We start from the raw sequence: 18,688 nt of genomic DNA, 5'->3' as shown, positions 1-18,688 counted from the left end.
CTGCCCCCCTCCGGCAGCGCGCCGCGGCCCTGGCCGTCCTCCCATCCGGAGGACTTGACTAACTGTGACCTGCGGCGCGTGCCGGACGCGAGGAACCTTTAGCGCTGTCACCCTGATAGGGGAAAGTTGTTGAAGTTCCGTCAGATATGACCCACGCCCGCGCCCGCCTCCGCGTTCTCGCCCCGCTTGGTGAGCAGCGCGACGAACACGGCGACGACCGCGACCCCGGCGGCGACCAGCGAGGCGAGGCTCATCCCGGAGATGAACGTGTCGTGGGCGACGTCCGTGATCTTCGCGGCGATCGCTTCGGGGGTGCCCTTGGCCACCGGCGCCACGCCGACCTGGACCGCCTCGGAGGCCTGGCCCAGCTGGGCGGGGGTGAGCTCGGGCAGGCCCGCGCCCTTCCAGTTGGCGGGCAGGTCGCCGTCCACCTTGGAGGCCATCACGGCACCCAGGACGGCCGTACCGAGGCTGCCGCCGATCTGCATGGCCGCCTGCTGGAGGCCGCCCGCGACGCCGGACAGCTCCATGGGGGCGTTGCCCACGATGACCTCCGTCGCGCCGACCATGACCGGGGCGAGACCGAAGCCCAGCAGGGCGAACCAGATCGACATGACACCGCTGCCGGTGTCCGTCTCCAGCGTGGACATGCCGTACATGGCGATCGCGGTGGCGGCCATACCGCCCGCCAGCGGGATGCGCGGGCCGAGCTTGGTGATGGCCGCGCCCGCGAGCGGGGAGCCGACGATCATCATGCCGGTCAGCGGAAGCAGGTGCAGGCCCGCGTCGATCGGGCTCATGCCGTGCACGTTCTGGAGGTAGAACGTCACGAAGAACAGGCCGCCCATGAAGGCGATCGCCATCAGGACCATGAGGACCACACCCGCCGACAGCGGGACGGAGCGGAACAGCGCCAGCGGGATGAGCGGCTCCTTCACCTTCGTCTCCCAGAAGGCGAAGGCCGCGAAGAGCACCGCGGAGCCGATGAGGAACGCCCAGGTCAGGCCGTCGGCCCAGCCCCAGGTCGGCGCCTTGATCAGGGCCCAGACCAGGCAGAACATCGCGCCCGAGAGGAAGGCGATGCCGAGGAGGTCGAAGGAGCGCGGGGCGTTCTCGGCGCGGTGGTCGAGCAGGATCACCACGCCCAGGACGAGGGCGAGGGCGCCGACCGGCACGTTGATGAAGAACACCGACTGCCAGTTGACGTGCTCGACGAGGACACCGCCGAGGATCGGGCCGCCGGCGGTGGACGCGCCGATGACCATGCCCCACAGGCCGATGGCCATGTTGAGCTTCTCGGCCGGGAAGGTCGCGCGCAGCAGGCCCAGCGCGGCCGGCATCAGCAGGGCGCCGAACAGGCCCTGGAGCGCCCGGAAGGCGACGACCGCGCCGATGCTGCCGGACAGGCCGATCGCGCCGGAGGCGGCCGCGAAGCCGACGACGCCTATCAGGAAAGTCTGGCGGTGTCCGAAGCGGTCACCGAGCTTGCCCGCGGTGATCAGGGAGACCGCGAGGGCGAGGAAGTAGGCGTTGGTGATCCACTGCACCTCGGCGAAGGTGGCGCCCAGGTCGCTGGCGATGGCCGGGTTGGCGATGGCCACGATGGTTCCGTCGAGGGCCACCATCATGACGCCGACGGCGACGGTGATGAGGGTGAACCACGGATGGCCGCGCAGCCCCTTGGCGGGCAGCCCGTCCGACGGGTCCGCCGGTGCCTTGCCGCCCGGTCCCGTCGCGTCGATGGTGGTCTGACTGGTCATGCGTTCGAGGTTAGTGACAGCCGCTGACAATTGACAAACGAGTTCAGAAGTCGGTAACTGACACATCATGGAAACTCTGCGTGAGCGCAAGAAGCAGCGCACCCGGGACGCGCTGCTGCGCGCCGCGGTGGAGCTGTTCACCTCGCAGGGATACGAGGAAACCACCGTCGACGAGATCGCCGCCGCCGTCGACGTCTCGCAGCGCACTTTCTTCCGCTACTTCGCCGGGAAGGACGAGGCCGCGCTGGCCCTGGTGGAGATGACGGTGGAGCGGTTCGTCGAGGCGGTGCGCGAACGCCCGCCGCACGAGCCGCCGCTGGAGGCGCTGCGCCAGGCGGTGCTGGACGGCTGGTACTCGATCAACGAGGTCGTCGAGTCCGTCGTGCCCGTGGAGCGGTATCTGCGCATGTACCGGGTGATCGAGTCGACGCCGGTGCTGCTCGCCGCGCATCTGCGGCGCTCGGCGGAGGTGGAGGAGGACCTCGCGCGGGTGATCGCCGAACGCGAGGGGCTCGACGCGGACGCCGATCCGCGGCCGCGCCTCGCGGTGGCCGTGTTCAGCGGGGTGATGCGGGTGACGGAACGGCAGTGGTCCACCGGCGCGGACTTCAGCCTGGACCGGATCCGCGCGCTGACGTCCCTGTATCTCGACGGGGTGGGCCCCGCCCTGCTGGGAGACTGGCGCGAGGCCTGACGGACATACGCGAGGCCTGGCGGACAAAGAGACCTAAAGGCCTTTATGACCCTTGCCGCGTCCATCGAAACGTGATCCCCGTCACTTGGGTCACCCGAGACCCTCTCGTTCTCCTAGTGTGTCCTTTCAGTGACTTCCTTCGACACCTCCCCGCAACTCAACGTCTGGCGCGCACTGGCCGCCCTGGCCGTGGTGTTCGTGATGCTGGCGACCACCGGCTGGACGGCCCTGCGCCACCAGCGGGAGACCACCGCTCTGCAGACCTCGCGCTCGGAGTGGGAGCACGGCCTGCTGGCCGGGCACCGGTTGCCGGACCCCGGCTCCGCCCCCGCCCGGCTCGCTCGCTTCTTCGCCTCGCTGAGCGCCCCGCAGCGCACCGTGCTCGTGCACGACTACCCGCTCGCGGTGGGCAACATGAACGGCGCACCCGCCGAACTGCGCTACCGCGCCAACCGGGTGGCGCTGCTCCAGCAGGTGCGGCTCGAGCGTGCCCGCATGCACGACAACCGGCTCACGCCCTCGGGGCAGCAGCTGGCCGGCCGGCGCATGCACCGCTACGAGTCGATGAGCACCGCCGACCGGCAGATCCTCGCCTTCGATCCGGAGGGCTCCGGCCGGGTGGCCGAGGTGTTCGGCAGCCTGGACCGGGCCGAGCGGATCTCCGTCGTCGTCCCCGGCGTCGACACCGACCTGCTCACCTTCCAGCGCACGAACCGCAAGTACTCGGCGCCGGCCGGCATGGCCCAGGCCCTCTACTCGGCCGAGCGCGAGGCGAGCCCCTCGACGCGTACGGCCGTGATCGCCTGGGCCGACTACACCTCCCCCGACGGCCTCGGCATCGACTCGGCCACCGCGATGCGCGCCGAGAGCGGCGCCGTCCGGCTGAACGCCCTGCTGACCGCCCTGCCGGGCAGCGCGCCCGTCTCGATGTTCTGCCACAGCTACGGCTCGGTGGTGTGCGGGGTCGCCGCGCACTCGATGCCGGACCGGGTGGCCGACATCGCGGTGGCCGGCAGCCCCGGCATGCGGGTGGAGAACGCGGCCCAGCTGGACACCGGAGCCCGGGTGTGGGCGATGCGGGACGCCGACGACTGGGTACAGGACGTGCCGCACCTGGAGGTCGGCGGCCTCGGGCACGGCGAGGACCCGATGGCGAGCGAGTTCGGCGCGCGGGTGCTGTCGGCACGGGAGGCCAAGGGCCACGGCGGCTACTTCGAACCGGGTACGGACAGCCTGCGCAACTTCGCCGAGATCGGCACTGGCGCGTACCGCTCGGTGGAGTGTGCCCACGATGATGCCGCCTGCACGGCGGGTTTGTCCGATACGACAGAGGCCGGACGCGCGTAGAGACGCAGGAATTGCGGCGCGCGCGGGGAGGGGACGAAGAATGGGTGTCCCGCATACGATGAGCCGCATGGGTGACGTACTGGCCGGATTTCATGCCGCCTGGGAGTTCGAGTCCGACTCCGTCCTCATCCGCTACGAACGGGGGCTGCGCACGCCCAAGCTGCTGTCGGCACTGGGCGAGCGCCGGATTCCGCTGGCGGCCATCGGTCGGGTGTCCCTGACCGCCGGCAAGCGCGGAACGGTCGTGCTCCAGGCGGAACCGAGGCCGGGAGCCGATCCGTTGATGGAAGCGGCGGCGGGACAGCTCAAGGAAGGGTGCGACCCGTACCGGCTGGTGCTGCCCGCCGAACGGGAGACGCTCGCCGAGTACTACGCCGACGAACTGCGGGCGCGGCTGACCGAGTCCGGGCCGGCGGAACGGTTCCTCGTGGACGCGCCCGAGGCGCCGCTGTCGTTCAAGGCCTACGACGGGAAGGCCTCGTTCGACGGGCGCACCGTGCGGTTCCGGTGGTTCTGGACGGGCGCCTCGTCGGCGAAGTGGAAGGCCGGCGACCAGAGTTTCGCCGTGTCCGCGCTGAGCGGCGTCGAGTGGCGGTCGCCCGAGGTGTTCGAGGGGCATCTGCGGCTGCTGCGCGGCGAGGCCGCTCCGGCCCAGGCCGACCAGGATCCGGCGACCGTCGTCTTCGGGCTGGGATACGGGCCGGTGCACGAGTCCCTGCCGTTCGCGGCGGCGGTCCTCGCGGCGGTCCGCGGACGCAAATCCGCGGCCGCGGTCCAGGCGGCGGCCGTCCCGGCAGCGGCCGTGATCGCGCCGCGCCGGGACCCCGCCGACATCGCCGAGCGGATCCGCCACCTCGGGGAGCTGCATCTGGCCGGGCTGGTCACCGACGAGGAGTTCTCCGCCAAGAAGGCCGAGTTGCTGGCCGAGCTCTAGGGCCCGAACGGGCGGGCCCCGGCTCTCACTCGCGTCCGGCGGAGGTGAACCTCATGTCCGGGTAACGGTCGCCCGCCACCTTGCCCGCGATGGGCTCCAGCGAGGCCAGTTCCTCCGGCGTCAGTTCGATGGCCGTCGCCGCCGCGTTCTCCTCGACCCGGGTGGGCTTGCGGGTGCCCGGGATCGGGACCACCGACAGACCGTGGACCTGGGACCGCTGCTGGACCCAGGCCAGGGCGATCTGACCGGGCGTCGCCCCGTGGGCCTCCGCGACCGCGCGGATCGGCTCCAGGAGCGCCCCGTTGGCAACGGCGTTGTCGCCGGTGAAGCGGGGCTGCTGACGGCGGAAGTCGTCGGCGGTGAGATCCTGGTCGGCGTTGGCGAAGGAGCCGGTGAGGAAACCCCGGCCGAGCGGGGAGTACGCGACCAGGGTCACGCCCAGCTCCCGGGCCGCCGGGACCACCTGGGCCTCGATGTCGCGGCTGAACAGCGACCACTCCGACTGCACCGCGGCGATGGGGTGGACCTCCTGGGCCGCGCGCAGTTCGGCGGCCGTCACCTCGCTCAGGCCCAGCTGCTTGACCTTGCCCTCGCGCACCAGTTCGGCCATCACGCCGACGGTGTCCTCGATCGGCACGTTCACATCGCGCCGGTGCATGTAGTAGAGGTCGATGACGTCGACGTCCAGCCGGCTCAGGCTCGCCTCGACGGACTGCCGGATGTAGGGCGCGTCGTTGCGGATGATCCGCCGGGTCGGGTCGTCCGGCGGGACCGCCAGGGCGAACTTGGTTGCGATCACGACCTCGTCGCGGTGGGCCCGGAAGAACGGGGAGAGGAACTTCTCGTTCTCGCCCGCGCCGTACGCGTCCGCCGTGTCGTACATCGTGACGCCGAGCTCCAGGGCGCGTTCCAGGGTGGCCCGGGACTCCTTCGCGTCGGTGGGGCCGTAGGCGAAGCTCATGCCCATGCAGCCGAGGCCCTGGGCGCCGATCTCGGGGCCCTGTCCGCCGAGTCGAGCCGTCGGGATCCTGTGGTCGGTCATCGGGCGATCCCTTCCGCTTCGTGGTGCTGGACGCCGGTGGCGCCCGCATAGAAATTGATCTTGCGGTCGAGCACGGCGAGGGTGTCCTGGAGTTCGGCGATCCGGGCCCGGACGTCCCGCCGGGTCGCCTCCAGCAGCTCGTACCGCTCGCGGAACGTGTTCTCGCCCTCCCGCACCAGCTCGGCGTACCGCACCATGTCGGCGACCGGCATACCGGTCAGCCGCAGCTTCCCGACGAGGTCGAGCCAGTCCAGGTCACGGTTGCTGTAGCGGCGCTGGCCGGTGTGCGAGCGGTCGATGTGGGACATCAGCCCGATCCGCTCGTACCAGCGCAGGGTGTGGGCGGTGAGGCCGGTGAAGGCGACGACCTCGCTGATCGTGTAACTGTCCTGCCCGTCCGGACGGGGGTGCCGCGGGGGCGGCGCGGAGCAGACGTCCGGAGGGTTCGGGGTTTGCTCGATGGTCACGGGCGTGGTCTGCAACACCGTCATGGCCTCCACGCTATGGCCTTGGAGTGCGCTCCAAGCAAGCGGAATCGGTAAGAAAACCGGGGGACGCGGCTTGATCACGCTGGTTAGCGTGCGGGCATGAGTCTCGTACGCCGTGCCCTGCCCGAGGACGCCGCCGAAGTGCTGCGGCTGCGCCAAGTGATGATCGACTCGACTTCTTCGCCCTCCCCGGGGGGCCCCTCCGCCGACTGGCACGCCGAGTCGCTGCCCACGCTACGGGAGCGGCTGGCCGAGCCGGACGGGGACTTCGCGGCCTTCGTCGTGGATCACCCGGACCGGCCGGGGACGCTGGCCGCGCTGGTCGTCGGGACGATCGAGTACCGGATCGGCCGGGCCGGCAACCCGCGGGGGATCATCGGTTTCGTCTTCAGCGTCGCCACCGACCCGGACGCGCGCCGCCGCGGGTACGCGCGCGCCTGCATGGACGCGCTGCTGGCCTGGTTCCGGACGCGGGGCGTCGCACAGGTCCACCTCACCGCGTCCGCCGACGCGGCCCCCCTCTACTCCTCCCTGGGCTTCAAGCCCAAGCCGGACCCGTTGATGGAGCTGCTGCTGTGAGCCGCACCGGCCGGACGGCATAGGCTCGACGGCATGTCGCTCAAGAGCCTCGCGCTGATCGAGAACTGGCCGGTTCCCTCCGCCTCGGCGGGTGTCGTGCGGGCCGACGGTACGGTCCTGGGGACCCATGGCCCGGTCGGCCGGCGCTTCCCGCTGGCCTCGGTCACCAAGCCGCTCGCCGCCTACGCCGCCCTCGTCGCGTACGAGGAGGGGGCGATCGAGCTGGACGAACCGGCCGGGCCGCCCGGGGCCACGGTCCGCCATCTCCTCGCGCACACCTCCGGGCTGGCCTTCGACGAGCACCGGGTGACGGCGCCTCCCGGGGAGCGGCGACTGTACTCCAACGCCGGGTTCGAGCAGCTCGGCGACCATCTGGCGAAGGCGACGGAGATTCCGTTCGCGGAGTATCTGCGGCAGGCGGTACTGGAGCCGCTGGGGATGACCGGCACCTCCCTGGAGGGCTCCCCGGCGAAGGACGGCGTCTCGACGGTCGAGGACCTGCTGCGCTTCGCGGCGGAGGTGCAGGCGCCCCGGCTGCTGGATCCGCGGACCGTGGCGGCGGCGATGACCGTGCAGTACCCGGGGACGAAGGGCGTGCTGCCGGGGTACGGGCACCAGAACCCCAACGACTGGGGGCTCGGCTTCGAGATCCGCGACTCCAAGTCCCCGCACTGGATCGGGAGTTCCTCCTCGCCGCGCACCTTCGGACACTTCGGCCAGTCCGGCACGTTCCTGTGGGTCGACCCCGAGGCGGGCGTCGCCGGGGTGGCCCTGACGGACCGGGCGTTCGGACCGTGGGCGGTCGAGGCGTGGCCCGCGTTCACGGACACGGTGCTGGCGGAGCTCCGGGGCTGAACTCCTGGTCTGCCGGGCCGAACACCCACATCAGCAGCTCCGCGTCGGTCACGCCCACCGCCTCCACGTCCTTGGCGTCCGTGATGCGTGCCGCGTCCCCCGGCGCCAGCTTCTCGCCGTCCAGGCGGGCTTCGCCTCGTACGACATGGACGTAGACGTGCGGCGCGTCCGGCACCGCCGTCCGCTCCCCCGCGCCCAGGCGCCGTACGTGCAGCATGGCGCCCGCCTCCGGGACGGCGTACGGGGTGGAGTCGGCGATGCCGCGGACCGTCTCGTAGGACGGGTCGCCACCGGGGTCGAAGGGGGCCAGCCACATCTGGACGAAGGCCAGCGGCACGTCGGCGTCGTTGCGTTCCACGTGCCGTACGCCGCCCGCGGCGCTGAGCCGCTGCACGTCCCCGGGGCGGACCACGCTCTCGTGGCCGGCCGAGTCACGGTGCGTGAGCTCGCCCTCGACCACCCAGGTCACGATCTCGGTGTGGCTGTGGGGATGCTCGTCGAAGCCGGCGCCGGGTGCGAGGCGCTCCTCGTTGCAGGCGATCAGCGGACCGAAGCGGAGGTTGCCCGGGTCGTAGTGGGGGCCGAAGGAGAAAGCGTGCCGGGTGTCGATCCCGGCGGCCGGGTCCCCGCCTCGGTAGCGCGCGTCGGCGCGCCGTACGTCCATCACGCGTCCACGGTAGACCCGCCGCCGCCCGGCGATGGCCGTGCGACGACCGCGTGCCGCCCCCTCCCGTGACCCGGCGGCGCACGCCCGCGTCCCGATAAGGCAGTCTTGTCCCGTGCCCGAACCCGAAACCAGTCACCCCGATCCCGCGGCGCACGCCGTCCACCCCCACCCCGCGACGCTGAAGCGGCTGGAGAAGTCCTCCGGAAGTCTCGCCGCCCAGGCCATCGCGCGGATGGACGAGACACTGTCGTGGTACCGGGCGATGCCGCCGGAGAACCGTTCCTGGATCGGGCTGGTCGCCCAGGCGGGCATCGCCGCCTTCACCGAGTGGTTCCGGCACCCGGACGCCCCGCAGGCCATCTCCACGGATGTGTTCGGGACCGCGCCCCGTGAGCTGACCCGGGCCATCACGCTGCGCCAGACCGTCGAGATGGTGCGCACCACCATCGAGGTCATGGAGTCCGCGATCGACGAGGTCGCGGCCCCCGGCGACGAGAACGTGCTGCGCGAGGCGCTCCTCGTGTACGCCCGGGAGATCGCCTTCGCCACCGCCCAGGTCTACGCCCAGGCCGCCGAGGCACGCGGCGCCTGGGACGCCCGGCTGGAGTCGCTCGTCGTGAACGCCGTGCTGAGCGGTGAGGCCGACGAGGGGGCGGTGAGCCGGGCCGCGGCCCTCGGGTGGAACGCGCCCGAGCATGTGTGTGTGGTCCTCGGGACCGCGCCCGACGGTGACTCCGAGCTGACCGTCGAGGCGATCCGGCGGGCCGCGCGACACGCCAAGCTCCAGGTCCTCACCGGGGTGCTCGGCTCCCGGCTGGTAGTGATCGCCGGTGGCAGCGACAACCCGCTCGCCGTCGCCAGGTCGCTGATCGGGCCGTTCGCCGCGGGACCCGTGGTGGCCGGACCCGTCGTACCCGACCTGCTCGCCGCGACCCGGTCCGCACAGGCCGCCGCGGCCGGACTCAAGGCCGGTTCCGCCTGGCAGGACGCACCCCGGCCGGTGCTGGCGGACGATCTGCTGCCGGAACGCGCGATCGCCGGTGATCCCGGTGCGCGTGAGCAGTTGGTGGAGGAGATCTACAGACCGCTCGAAGAGGCCGGGTCGGCGCTCCTGGAGACGCTCGCCGTCTATCTCGAACAGGCGTCCAGCCTCGAAGGGGCCGCCCGGATGCTCTTCGTTCATCCGAACACCGTGCGCTACCGGCTCCGACGTGTGACTGACGTCACCGGTTGGTCGCCGTCGGATGTACGCTCCGCGTTCACGCTCCGGATCGCGCTGATCCTGGGGCGCCTGGTCGACGGCGATCCCCAGACCTAGGCTTTTGTCGGGGCTCCACAAAACCCCCTGCCGTTCTTCGTCCCTGTCCCCACGGGCGGCTTTGGCCGTCCACAAGAGAGAGTGTGAGAGTGCTCGTACTCGTCGCTCCCGGCCAGGGCGCCCAGACGCCCGGCTTCCTGACCCCCTGGCTCGAACTCCCCGGTGCCGCCGCCCGCGTCGCCGCGTGGTCGGACGTCATCGGCCTGGACCTCGCCCACTACGGCACCCAGGCCGACGCGGACGAGATCCGTGACACCTCGGTGGCCCAGCCGCTGCTGGTGGCCGCCGGAATCCTGTCCGCGACCGCGCTCGGTGAGGTGACCCCCGGCGCCGTCGCCGGCCACAGCGTCGGTGAGATCACCGCCGCCACCTTCGCCGGAGTCCTCGACGACACCGCCGCGCTGACCCTCGTCCGCAAGCGCGGCCTGGCCATGGCCGCCGCGGCCGCGATCACCGAGACCGGTATGTCCGCGCTGCTCGGCGGCGACCCCGAGGTCTCCGTCGCACACCTGGAGAAGCTGGGGCTGACCCCGGCGAACATCAACGGCGCGGGCCAGATCGTCGCAGCGGGCACGCTGGAGCAGCTCGCCGCGCTGAACGAGGACAAGCCCGAGGGCGTCCGCAAGGTCGTCCCGCTGAAGGTCGCCGGCGCCTTCCACACGCGCCACATGGCGCCCGCCGTCGAGGCCCTCGCCAAGGCCGCCGTGGAGCTCACGCCGGCCGACCCGAAGATCCGTTACGTCTCCAACCGCGACGGGCGGTCCGTCGCCACCGGCGCCGAGATCCTGGAGCGGCTGGTCGGCCAGGTCGCCAACCCGGTCCGCTGGGACCTGTGCATGGAGACCTTCAAGGAGCTCGGCGCGACCGCGCTGATCGAGGTCTCCCCCGGCGGCACCCTGGTCGGCCTCGCCAAGCGCGCCCTGCCCGGTGTGAAGACGCTGGCGCTGAAGACCCCCGACGACCTCGACGCCGCTCGCGAGCTCATCGCCGAGCACGGCGTCGCCTGAGGAGCCCTGATGGCGAAGATCAAGCCCAGTAAGGGCTCCCCGTACGCGCGGATCCTCGGGGTCGGCGGTTACCGGCCCGTCCGGGTCGTCCCCAACGAGGTGATCCTCGAGACGATCGACTCGTCCGACGAGTGGATCCGCTCGCGTTCCGGCATCGAGACCCGGCACTGGGCGAACGACGAGGAGACCGTCGCCGCCATGTCGGTCGAGGCGTCCGGCAAGGCCATCGCCGACGCCGGGATCACCGCCCAGCAGATCGGCGCGGTGGTCGTGTCGACCGTCTCGCACTTCAAGCAGACGCCGGCCGTCGCCACCGAGATCGCCGACAAGCTCGGCACGAACAAGGCCGCCGCCTTCGACATCTCGGCCGGCTGCGCGGGCTTCGGCTACGGCCTGACCCTCGCCAAGGGCATGGTCGTCGAGGGCTCCGCGGAATACGTCCTCGTGATCGGTGTCGAGCGGCTGTCCGACCTGACCGACCTGGAGGACCGCGCGACGGCCTTCCTGTTCGGCGACGGCGCGGGCGCGGTCGTGGTCGGCCCGTCCAAGGAGCCGGGGATCGGTCCGACGGTCTGGGGCTCCGAGGGCGACAAGTCGGAGACCATCAAGCAGACCGTGCCGTGGACGGACTACCGCGACGGCGAGGTCGCCAAGTTCCCCGCGATCACGCAGGAGGGCCAGGCGGTCTTCCGCTGGGCCGTCTTCGAGATGGCGAAGGTCGCCAAGGAGGCGCTGGACGCCGCCGGCATCACCGCCGACGAACTCGACGTCTTCATCCCGCACCAGGCCAACGAGCGGATCATCGACTCGATGGTGAAGACTCTCAAGCTGCCGGAGTCCGTCATGGTCGCCCGTGACGTGCGCACCACCGGCAACACCTCGGCCGCCTCGATTCCGCTCGCGATGGAGCGGCTCCTGGCGACCGGCGAGGCGAAGAGCGGCGACACCGCGCTCGTCATCGGATTCGGGGCGGGTCTCGTCTACGCCGCCACTGTCGTTACCCTCCCCTAGGCACTCCGTGCCGGATCAACCGGTCCGGTGCGGGAGACACCCAAGCCACACCCTCTGGAATATCAAAGAAGGAGCGCCAAATGGCCGCCACTCAGGAAGAGATCGTCGCCGGTCTCGCCGACATCGTGAACGAGATCGCCGGCATCCCGGTTGAGGACGTCCAGCTGGACAAGTCCTTCACCGACGACCTGGACGTCGACTCGCTGTCCATGGTCGAGGTCGTCGTCGCCGCCGAGGAGCGCTTCGAGGTCAAGATCCCGGACGAGGACGTCAAGAACCTCAAGACCGTCGGCGACGCGACGAACTACATCCTCAAGAACCAGGCCTGATCCATCGGCCCCCTGGGCTGAACTGCCCCGCCACCCGGCGGTGGCGCCGCTGAATCCTCGTAACGTTGGAGAAAGAATCCGTGAGCCCGACCAATCGCACCGTGGTCGTCACCGGTATCGGCGCAACCACACCGCTGGGTGGCGACGCAGCCTCTACCTGGGAGGGTCTGGTCGCCGGTAAGTCCGGTGTCAAGGTCCTGGAGCATGACTGGGCGGCCGAGCAGGCCGTCCGTATCGCGGCCCGCGTCGCGGTGGAGCCTCTCGAGGTCCTCCCGCGGCCGCAGGCCCGCAAGCTGGACCGCTCGGCGCAGTTCGCGCTGATCGCGGCCCAGGAAGCCTGGAAGGACGCCGGCTTCTCCGGCAGGGCCGGTGCCGTGACATCAGACGCTGACGCGTCGGGCGGCAGCGAGGGCGACGTCGACCCCGACCGGCTCGGCGCGGTCATCGCCTCCGGCATCGGCGGCGTCACCACCCTGCTCGACCAGTACGACGTGCTGAAGGAGAAGGGCGTCCGCCGCGTCTCCCCGCACACCGTGCCCATGCTGATGCCGAACAGCCCCTCCGCCAACGTGGGTCTGCTCGTGGGCGCCCGCGCGGGCGTGCACACGCCGGTCTCGGCGTGCGCGTCGGGCGCGGAGGCCATCGGCTACGCCATCGAGATGATCCGTACGGGTCGCGCCGACGTCGTGGTCGCCGGCGGTACGGAGGCGGCGATCCACCCGCTGCCCATCGCCGCGTTCGGCAACATGATGGCGATGTCCAAGAACAACGACGACCCGCAGGGTGCCTCGCGTCCCTACGACGTCGCCCGCGACGGTTTCGTCATGGGCGAGGGGGCCGGCGTGATCGTCCTGGAGTCCGCCGAGCACGCCGCGCAGCGCGGGGCCCGGGTGTACGCGGAGGCGGTCGGCCAGGGCATCTCCTCCGACGCCCACGACATCGTGCAGCCGGAGCCCGAGGGCCGCGGTATCGCGCACGCCCTGCAGAACCTGCTGGACAGCACCGACCTGAACCCGGCGGAGATCGTGCACGTCAACGCGCACGCCACCTCGACGCCGGCCGGTGACGTGGCCGAGCTGAAGGCACTGCGCAAGGTGTTCGGTGACGACACCGACCACATGGCGATCTCCGCGACCAAGTCGATGACCGGTCATCTGCTGGGTGGCGCGGGTGGCGTGGAGTCCGTCGCGACGGTCCTCGCGCTGTACAACCGGGTCGCCCCGCCGACCATCAACGTCGAGAACCTCGACCCCGAGGCCGAGGCCGCCGCGGACATCGTGCGGGGCGAGGCGCGCAAGCTGCCCGTGGAGGGCCGTATCGCCGCCCTGAACGACTCGTTCGGGTTCGGTGGGCACAACGTGGTGCTGGCGTTCCGTACGGTCTGAGAACGCTCCTGAGCAGCGCTCGTACAGAGCGAAGGGCCCCCGCCTCGCGAGGCGGGGGCCCTTCGTGTCGCACAGGGGTCAGACCACCTGGTGCAGCCAGCGCACCGGGGCGCCCTCGCCCGCGTATCGGAACGGTTCCAGTTCGTCGTCCCACGGCTTGCCGAGGAGCTTGGACAGTTCGGCCTCCAGGTCCGTCTCGCCGCGCTGACTGCGCAGCAGGGCGGCGCGCAGCCGGTCCTCGGGGATGAGGATGTCGCCGTGGATGCCGGTGACGGCGTGGAAGATGCCCAGGTCCGGCGTGCAGCTGTAGCGCTCGCCCTCTGCGGTGGCGCAGGGCTCTGCGGTGACCTCGAAGCGCAGCAGGTGCCAGCCGCGCAGCGCGGAGGCCAGCTTGGACGCCGTGCCGGCCTCGCCCTTCCAGGAGAACTCCGAGCGCCAGGTGCCGGGCGCGGCGGGCTGCCGGATCCAGTCGAGGTTGACGCGCGTGCCGAGCACCCCGGCGACGGCCCACTCGACGTGCGGGCACAGCGCGCGCGGCGCGGAGTGCACGTACAGAACTCCACGTGTCGTCACCGGGACCTCCGGGCAGAGCGGGACAGTCTTGCAGGCCGGCATGGCTGCGGTGGCAGGCAGCCGCGTTGATGGCGAGGCTACCGTGCGGCGGCGCAAGGAGTGTGACGTACCGTCGGTCCCAGTGCCGTGAAACCTCCGCCATTCACTCGGCAGGACGCCTGTGCGGGCGTGAGGCGTTCCATCTTGTGGGTGTGATTCGCCGGGAACTCCCGCGCGTTGTCATAGGGGGGCGTTGTTCGAGGAGTGAGGGGAACACCAGCGGATGCGGAAACGGAACCGGCACGCGCGGGCCGTGCTCGCGGGCACGACGGCGGCCGTCCTGGGCCTGGCCGGCTGTGACGCACTGGGGGGCGGCGACGCCGGGGGATCCTCGGGCACCCGGGCCCGGGAGGCGAAGCCGTCACCGTCGCCGACCCCGTTGTGGGACTCCAGCCCGTCCTCCATGGCGGCGGTGGGCGACTCCATCACGCGTGGCTTCGACGCGTGTACGGTGCTCGCGGACTGCCCCGAGGTGTCCTGGGCTACCGGCGCCAGCACCGAGGTGAACAGTCTCGCCGTCCGGCTGCTGGGCGCGGCGAAGGCGGCCACGCACAGCTGGAACTACGCGGCGACCGGGGCCCGGATGGCGGACGTGCCGGCCCAGATGGCACAGGCGGCGGCCGAGAAACCGCAGTTGGTGACGGTGATGGCGGGGGCGAACGACGCGTGCCGGGAGTCGACGGCGGCGATGACGTCGGTGGCCGACTTCCGCGCGGAGTTCCAGGACGCGCTGAGCACGCTGCGCCGCGCGCTGCCGAAGACGCAGGTGTATGTGACGAGCGTGCCGAACCTGAAGCGGCTGTGGTCGCAGGGGCGGACGAACGTGCTGGGCAAGCAGGTGTGGAAGCTGGGCCTGTGTCCGTCGATGCTGGGCGACGCGGACGCGCTGGACGCGGCGGCGACCGCGCGGCGGGAGACCGTGCAGAAGCGGGTGGAGGACTACAACTCGGTGCTGGCGGAGGTCTGCGCGAAGGACGTGCGGTGCCGGTTCGACGGCGGGGCGGTGTACGACTTCAGGTTCGGAACCGACCAGTTGAGTCACTGGGACTGGTTCCATCCGAGCAAGGACGGCCAGGCACGGCTCGCTGAGCTGGCCTATCAGGGGGTCACCGCCAAGGCCTCGTGATTTAGGGTTTCGCTCATGAGCGAACACTTCGGAACACTTTCCGACGGCACTGAGGTGCACCGCTGGACTCTGGAGCGGGCGGGCACCCGGGTGCGGGTCCTTTCGTACGGCGGGATCGTGCAGTCCGTCGAGGTCCCCGACCGGGACGGGCGCGCGGCGAACGTGGTGCTGGGGTTCGCGGACCTGGAGGGCTATCTCGCGCACCCGGAGCCCTTTCTCGGCGCGCTGATCGGCCGGTACGCCAACCGGATCGCGCACGCCCGCTTCCCGCTGGACGACGTGACGTACGCGCTGGAGCCGAACAACGCGCCGAACTCCCTGCACGGCGGCCCGCGCGGCTTCGACAAGCGAGTGTGGGACGTCGTGCCGGTCGAGCACGGGCTACGGCTCAGCCGGGTCGCACCGCACGGCGAGGAGGGCTTCCCGGGCCGCCTCGAGGTCACGGCGACGTACACGCTCGACGCGGCGGGGGCGCTGCGGTTCGTGTACGAGGCGGTCACCGACGCGCCGACGGTGGTGAACCTGACCAACCACAGCTACTTCAACCTGGGCGGTCCCGGGAGCGGCGGCGCGGGCGGCCACGAACTGCGGCTGGACGCCGCCCGGTACACGCCGGTGGACGCGGACCTGATCCCGACGGGCGAACTCGCGCAGGTGGCGGACGGCCGCTTCGACTTCCGTGCGGCCCGCAAGGTCGGCGCCGGCTACGACCACAACTTCGTGCTCGACAAGGGCGTCACGGACACCCCGGTCGAGGTGGCGGAGCTGCACGATCCGGCGTCCGGGCGGGTGCTGACGGTGGCGACCACCGAGCCGGGACTCCAGCTGTACACCGCCGATCACCTGGGCGAGCCCTTCGAGCCCGGTGAGGGCGTCGCGCTGGAGACCCAGCACTTCCCCGACTCGCCGAACCGGCCGGAGTTCCCGAGCACCGAGCTGCGGCCGGGGGCCGTGTACCGGTCGGAGACGGTGTACGGCTTCTCGGTCCGGTAGGGGCCGCGGGGCGGGCGGCGGGGCGCGGGCCGGAAAAGATGTTGCCCCGGTCCAGGGGTCAGGTCCCGGACCGGGGCTGTCAGTGGGGCGACGGGCGCCGGTTCACACGTTAATCGTCGCGGTGATCCTGCGGTCGGCGATCGAGCGGCCCACCTGAATTTCGTACGAACCTTTCACAAAGGACCACCGGTGGTCCGCCTCGTCCCACACCTCGAAGGCCCGCTTCGGGATCTCCACGGTGACCTCGGCGCTCTCCCCCGGGCCCGCCTCGACCCCGGCGAAGCCGGCCAGCCAGCGGGCCGGGCGTTCGGGGGCCGGGGCCGTCCCGGTGGGGGCGAGGTAGACCTGCACGACCTCGCGCCCCGGCCGCGCGCCGCTGTTGCGGATCCGCACGGTGACCGTGGAGCCCGTGATGCCGACCGACTCGTACGTCCAGTCGGTGTAGCCGAGGCCGTGGCCGAAGGGGTGGACCGGGGTGCGGCGCGCCTTCTCCCAGGCGCGGTAGCCGATGAAGACGCCCTCGGCGTAGACGAGTTCGCCGTCGGTGGGGGTGACCTCGGTGACGGGGGCGTCGTCGAGGGAGCCCCAGGTGGTGGGGAGCCGGCCGCCGGGTTCGTGGGCGCCCGTCAGGACGTCCGCCAGGGCCGCTCCGCCTTCCTGGCCGGGGAACCAGGTGAGCAGGACGGCCGCGACGTCCTCGCGCCACGGCAGCTCCACCGGGGAGCCCGCGTTGACGACCACGACGGTGTGCGGGTTGGCGGCGGCGACGGCGCGGACCAGGTCGTCCTGCCGGCCGGGGAGGCGGAGATCCTTGCGGTCGAAGCCCTCGGACTCGACGCGCTCGGTGGTGGCGACCACGACGACGGCCGTGTCGGCGGCCCGCGCCGCCTCGACGGCCTCGGCGATCAGCTCGTCGGGGTCGCGCTGCGGCTCCTGGTGGGCGAGGGCGAAGGCGATGGCCTTGAAGGGGATGCCCTCGGGCAGCGCGAAGACATGGGTGAGGGAGATCTCGACCGGTTCACCGGCGGTCAGTGGGGCCTCGGCGCGGGGCACGGGGGCGCCGAAGAACGACTCGAAGGGGTCGCTGTCGTCGGCGGGCAGCTGGACGTCGTCGTAGTACGTCGTCCCGGCGACGGTGAGGGTGAAGCCGCCCGTGCCCTTGATGCCGAAGGTGTGCGGGCCGCTCGCGCGCGGGGTGAAGGTGCCGGTCAGTTCGACCGTGTGGACGGAGTCGTGGGTGACGCCCTCGGGGAGGTCCGTGCCCATCCACTGGATCTGGCCGCTCGGCGCGGACCGGGTGCCGATGACGGTTCCGGCGGCGTCGCGGCAGACCGCCCGCAGCGCGAAGCCCTTGTCGGCGACGGCGAGTTCGGTGGTGGGGTCGGCGCCGACGGTGTAGCTGAGGGTGCCCTCGGGGAGCGCGGCGGTGAGGCCGTCGAGCGGGGAGACCGTGCGGGCCGGGAAGACGGTCGCGGAGCCGCCGCCGAGGACCCGGGCGTCGCGGGCGGCCGCGCCGATGAGGGCGACGGTGCCGGGCCTGAGCGGCAGGGCTCCGTCCTCGTTGCGGACCAGGACGAAGGAGCGGCGGGCCAGTTCGCGGGCCAGGGCCTCGCCGTCGACGGGGGCGGGCAGCCGGGTGACGGCCGGTTCGGCGTCCGCGAGGGCGCCGACGCGGGCGGCCAGCCGCAGGACGCGGCGTACGGCCTCGTCGACCTCGCACTCGTCGAGCCGGCCGTCGCGTACCGCCTCCGCGAGGGCCTCGCCGTAGACGGTCCGCGGTCCGGGCATGGCGACGTCGAGGCCGCCCCTCAGCGCGCCCACGGTGTCCCGGGCGGCCATCCAGTCGGAGACGTTGAAGCCGTCGAAGCCCCATGCGTCGCGCAGCACCTCGTTCACGAGGTGGTGGTGCTCGGTCATGGTCGTGCCGTTGACCGTGTTGTAGGCGGTCATGATGCCCCAGGGGCGGGCGTTCTCGACGATGGCCTCGAAGGGGGCCAGGTACAGCTCGCGCAGGGCGCGTTCGCCGACCAGGTTGTCCACGGTGAAGCGGTCGGTCTCGGCGTCGTTGGCGACGAAGTGCTTGACGGTGGTGCCGACCCCGCCGGACTGGACGCCGTTCACATAGCCCGCGCCGATCACCCCCGTCAGGTGGGGATCCTCGCTGTAGGCCTCGAAGTGACGGCCGCCGAGCGGGGAGCGGTGCAGGTTGACCGTGGGGGCGAGCAGGACGTGGACGCCCTTGCGGCGGGCCTCCTGGGCCAGGAGGACGCCGGCGCGGTGGGCGAGTTCCGGGTCCCAGGTGGCCGCGAGCGCGGTCGGTGAGGGCAGCGCGACGGACGGGTCGTCGGCGGTCCAGCGCACACCCCGGACGCCCACGGGGCCGTCGGACATGACGAGGGACCGCAGTCCGATCTCCGGCAGCTCGGGCAGCGACCACATGTCCTGGCCGGCCAGCAGCCGGGTCTTGGTGTCCAGGTCGAGTCTGCCGAGGGCCTTCTCGACGGCCGCTTCGGTTCCCGCCTCGGTTCCCGCCATGGCGGT

Annotated in this window: 18 protein-coding genes; 12 read left to right on the top strand and 6 right to left on the bottom strand. The window is 71.7% G+C overall.

Going from position 1 to position 18,688, the window contains the following annotated elements:
- Positions 1 to 140 precede the first annotated feature (140 nt).
- Entirely contained in the window at positions 141 to 1,760 is a 1,620-nt protein-coding gene (locus ACFVYS_RS18905) for an MFS transporter (protein ID WP_389503339.1), read from the bottom strand.
- A 67-nt stretch (positions 1,761 to 1,827) separates the two neighbouring features.
- Between ACFVYS_RS18905 and ACFVYS_RS18900 the strand changes: the two genes are divergently transcribed.
- From ACFVYS_RS18900 to ACFVYS_RS18890, 3 genes are all read left to right on the top strand, one after another.
- Positions 1,828 to 2,454 carry a TetR family transcriptional regulator gene (locus tag ACFVYS_RS18900; RefSeq protein ID WP_389503337.1) on the top strand — a complete coding sequence of 209 codons (627 nt, stop codon included), beginning with the start codon at positions 1,828 to 1,830 and terminating at the stop codon, positions 2,452 to 2,454.
- Between the two features lie 129 nt (positions 2,455 to 2,583).
- Positions 2,584 to 3,801, top strand: coding sequence for an alpha/beta hydrolase (locus ACFVYS_RS18895; RefSeq protein ID WP_389503335.1), 1,218 nt, complete (start codon positions 2,584 to 2,586; stop codon positions 3,799 to 3,801).
- A gap of 58 nt (positions 3,802 to 3,859) precedes the next feature.
- Positions 3,860 to 4,735 carry a DUF4429 domain-containing protein gene (locus ACFVYS_RS18890; protein ID WP_389503559.1) on the top strand — a complete coding sequence of 292 codons (876 nt, stop codon included), beginning with the start codon at positions 3,860 to 3,862 and terminating at the stop codon, positions 4,733 to 4,735.
- A 25-nt stretch (positions 4,736 to 4,760) separates the two neighbouring features.
- Here the strand turns inward: ACFVYS_RS18890 and ACFVYS_RS18885 are convergent, their stop codons facing one another.
- Both ACFVYS_RS18885 and ACFVYS_RS18880 read right to left on the bottom strand, forming a co-directional pair.
- Positions 4,761 to 5,777 carry an aldo/keto reductase gene (locus tag ACFVYS_RS18885; protein ID WP_389503333.1) on the bottom strand — a complete coding sequence of 339 codons (1,017 nt, stop codon included), beginning with the start codon at positions 5,775 to 5,777 and terminating at the stop codon, positions 4,761 to 4,763.
- Positions 5,774 to 6,268 carry a MerR family transcriptional regulator gene (locus ACFVYS_RS18880; protein ID WP_389503331.1) on the bottom strand — a complete coding sequence of 165 codons (495 nt, stop codon included), beginning with the start codon at positions 6,266 to 6,268 and terminating at the stop codon, positions 5,774 to 5,776. Before ACFVYS_RS18880 ends, ACFVYS_RS18885 begins: the two co-directional genes overlap by 4 nt.
- Before the next feature lie 96 nt (positions 6,269 to 6,364).
- On the opposite strand from ACFVYS_RS18880, the gene ACFVYS_RS18875 reads away from it, so the two are divergent.
- Positions 6,365 to 6,844 carry a GNAT family N-acetyltransferase gene (locus tag ACFVYS_RS18875; RefSeq protein WP_389503330.1) on the top strand — a complete coding sequence of 160 codons (480 nt, stop codon included), beginning with the start codon at positions 6,365 to 6,367 and terminating at the stop codon, positions 6,842 to 6,844.
- Between the two features lie 33 nt (positions 6,845 to 6,877).
- Positions 6,878 to 7,699 (top strand): serine hydrolase domain-containing protein, encoded by an 822-nt coding sequence (locus ACFVYS_RS18870; protein WP_389503328.1) that lies wholly within the window; start codon positions 6,878 to 6,880, stop codon positions 7,697 to 7,699.
- Here ACFVYS_RS18870 and ACFVYS_RS18865 read toward each other — a convergent pair.
- Positions 7,665 to 8,363, bottom strand: coding sequence for a pirin family protein (locus tag ACFVYS_RS18865; protein ID WP_389503557.1), 699 nt, complete (start codon positions 8,361 to 8,363; stop codon positions 7,665 to 7,667). The genes ACFVYS_RS18870 and ACFVYS_RS18865 overlap by 35 nt on opposite strands.
- 115 nt (positions 8,364 to 8,478) lie before the next feature.
- Between ACFVYS_RS18865 and ACFVYS_RS18860 the strand changes: the two genes are divergently transcribed.
- The 5 genes from ACFVYS_RS18860 (at position 8,479) to ACFVYS_RS18840 (ending at position 13,416) form a co-directional block, all read left to right on the top strand.
- Positions 8,479 to 9,684, top strand: a complete 1,206-nt coding sequence (locus ACFVYS_RS18860) for a CdaR family transcriptional regulator (protein WP_020126928.1) — start codon at positions 8,479 to 8,481, stop codon at positions 9,682 to 9,684.
- Positions 9,685 to 9,773: 89 nt separating this feature from the next.
- On the top strand, positions 9,774 to 10,691 hold the full coding sequence (locus ACFVYS_RS18855) for an ACP S-malonyltransferase (protein WP_389503327.1): 918 nt from the start codon (positions 9,774 to 9,776) through the stop codon (positions 10,689 to 10,691).
- Positions 10,692 to 10,700: 9 nt separating this feature from the next.
- A complete protein-coding gene (locus ACFVYS_RS18850; RefSeq protein ID WP_389503325.1) occupies positions 10,701 to 11,702 on the top strand; it encodes a ketoacyl-ACP synthase III in 1,002 nt (333 codons plus the stop codon).
- 80 nt (positions 11,703 to 11,782) lie between these two features.
- Positions 11,783 to 12,031, top strand: a complete 249-nt coding sequence (locus ACFVYS_RS18845; RefSeq protein WP_020126931.1) for an acyl carrier protein — start codon at positions 11,783 to 11,785, stop codon at positions 12,029 to 12,031.
- Between the two features lie 80 nt (positions 12,032 to 12,111).
- A complete protein-coding gene (locus tag ACFVYS_RS18840; protein ID WP_389503323.1) occupies positions 12,112 to 13,416 on the top strand; it encodes a beta-ketoacyl-[acyl-carrier-protein] synthase family protein in 1,305 nt (434 codons plus the stop codon).
- A gap of 78 nt (positions 13,417 to 13,494) precedes the next feature.
- Here the strand turns inward: ACFVYS_RS18840 and ACFVYS_RS18835 are convergent, their stop codons facing one another.
- Positions 13,495 to 13,989: a DUF3145 domain-containing protein gene (locus ACFVYS_RS18835; RefSeq protein WP_054238125.1), complete on the bottom strand. Its 495-nt coding sequence runs from the start codon at positions 13,987 to 13,989 to the stop codon at positions 13,495 to 13,497.
- A gap of 262 nt (positions 13,990 to 14,251) precedes the next feature.
- On the opposite strand from ACFVYS_RS18835, the gene ACFVYS_RS18830 reads away from it, so the two are divergent.
- Positions 14,252 to 15,154 (top strand): SGNH/GDSL hydrolase family protein, encoded by a 903-nt coding sequence (locus ACFVYS_RS18830; protein ID WP_389503321.1) that lies wholly within the window; start codon positions 14,252 to 14,254, stop codon positions 15,152 to 15,154.
- A gap of 15 nt (positions 15,155 to 15,169) precedes the next feature.
- Positions 15,170 to 16,147 carry an aldose epimerase family protein gene (locus ACFVYS_RS18825; RefSeq protein ID WP_389503319.1) on the top strand — a complete coding sequence of 326 codons (978 nt, stop codon included), beginning with the start codon at positions 15,170 to 15,172 and terminating at the stop codon, positions 16,145 to 16,147.
- Positions 16,148 to 16,249: 102 nt separating this feature from the next.
- On the opposite strand, the gene ACFVYS_RS18820 is transcribed toward ACFVYS_RS18825, so the two are convergent.
- On the bottom strand, positions 16,250 to 18,682 hold the full coding sequence (locus tag ACFVYS_RS18820) for a beta-glucosidase (protein WP_389503317.1): 2,433 nt from the start codon (positions 18,680 to 18,682) through the stop codon (positions 16,250 to 16,252).
- Between the last annotated feature and the right edge of the window lie 6 nt (positions 18,683 to 18,688).

Origin of the sequence: Streptomyces sp. NPDC058295 (genome assembly GCF_042880655.1) — a bacterium.
GTDB classification, from domain to species: Bacteria; Actinomycetota; Actinomycetes; order Streptomycetales; family Streptomycetaceae; genus Streptomyces; species Streptomyces coriariae.
The sequence above is the reverse complement of the archived record's forward strand: the minus strand, read 5'-3'. Positions and strand labels throughout refer to the sequence as shown.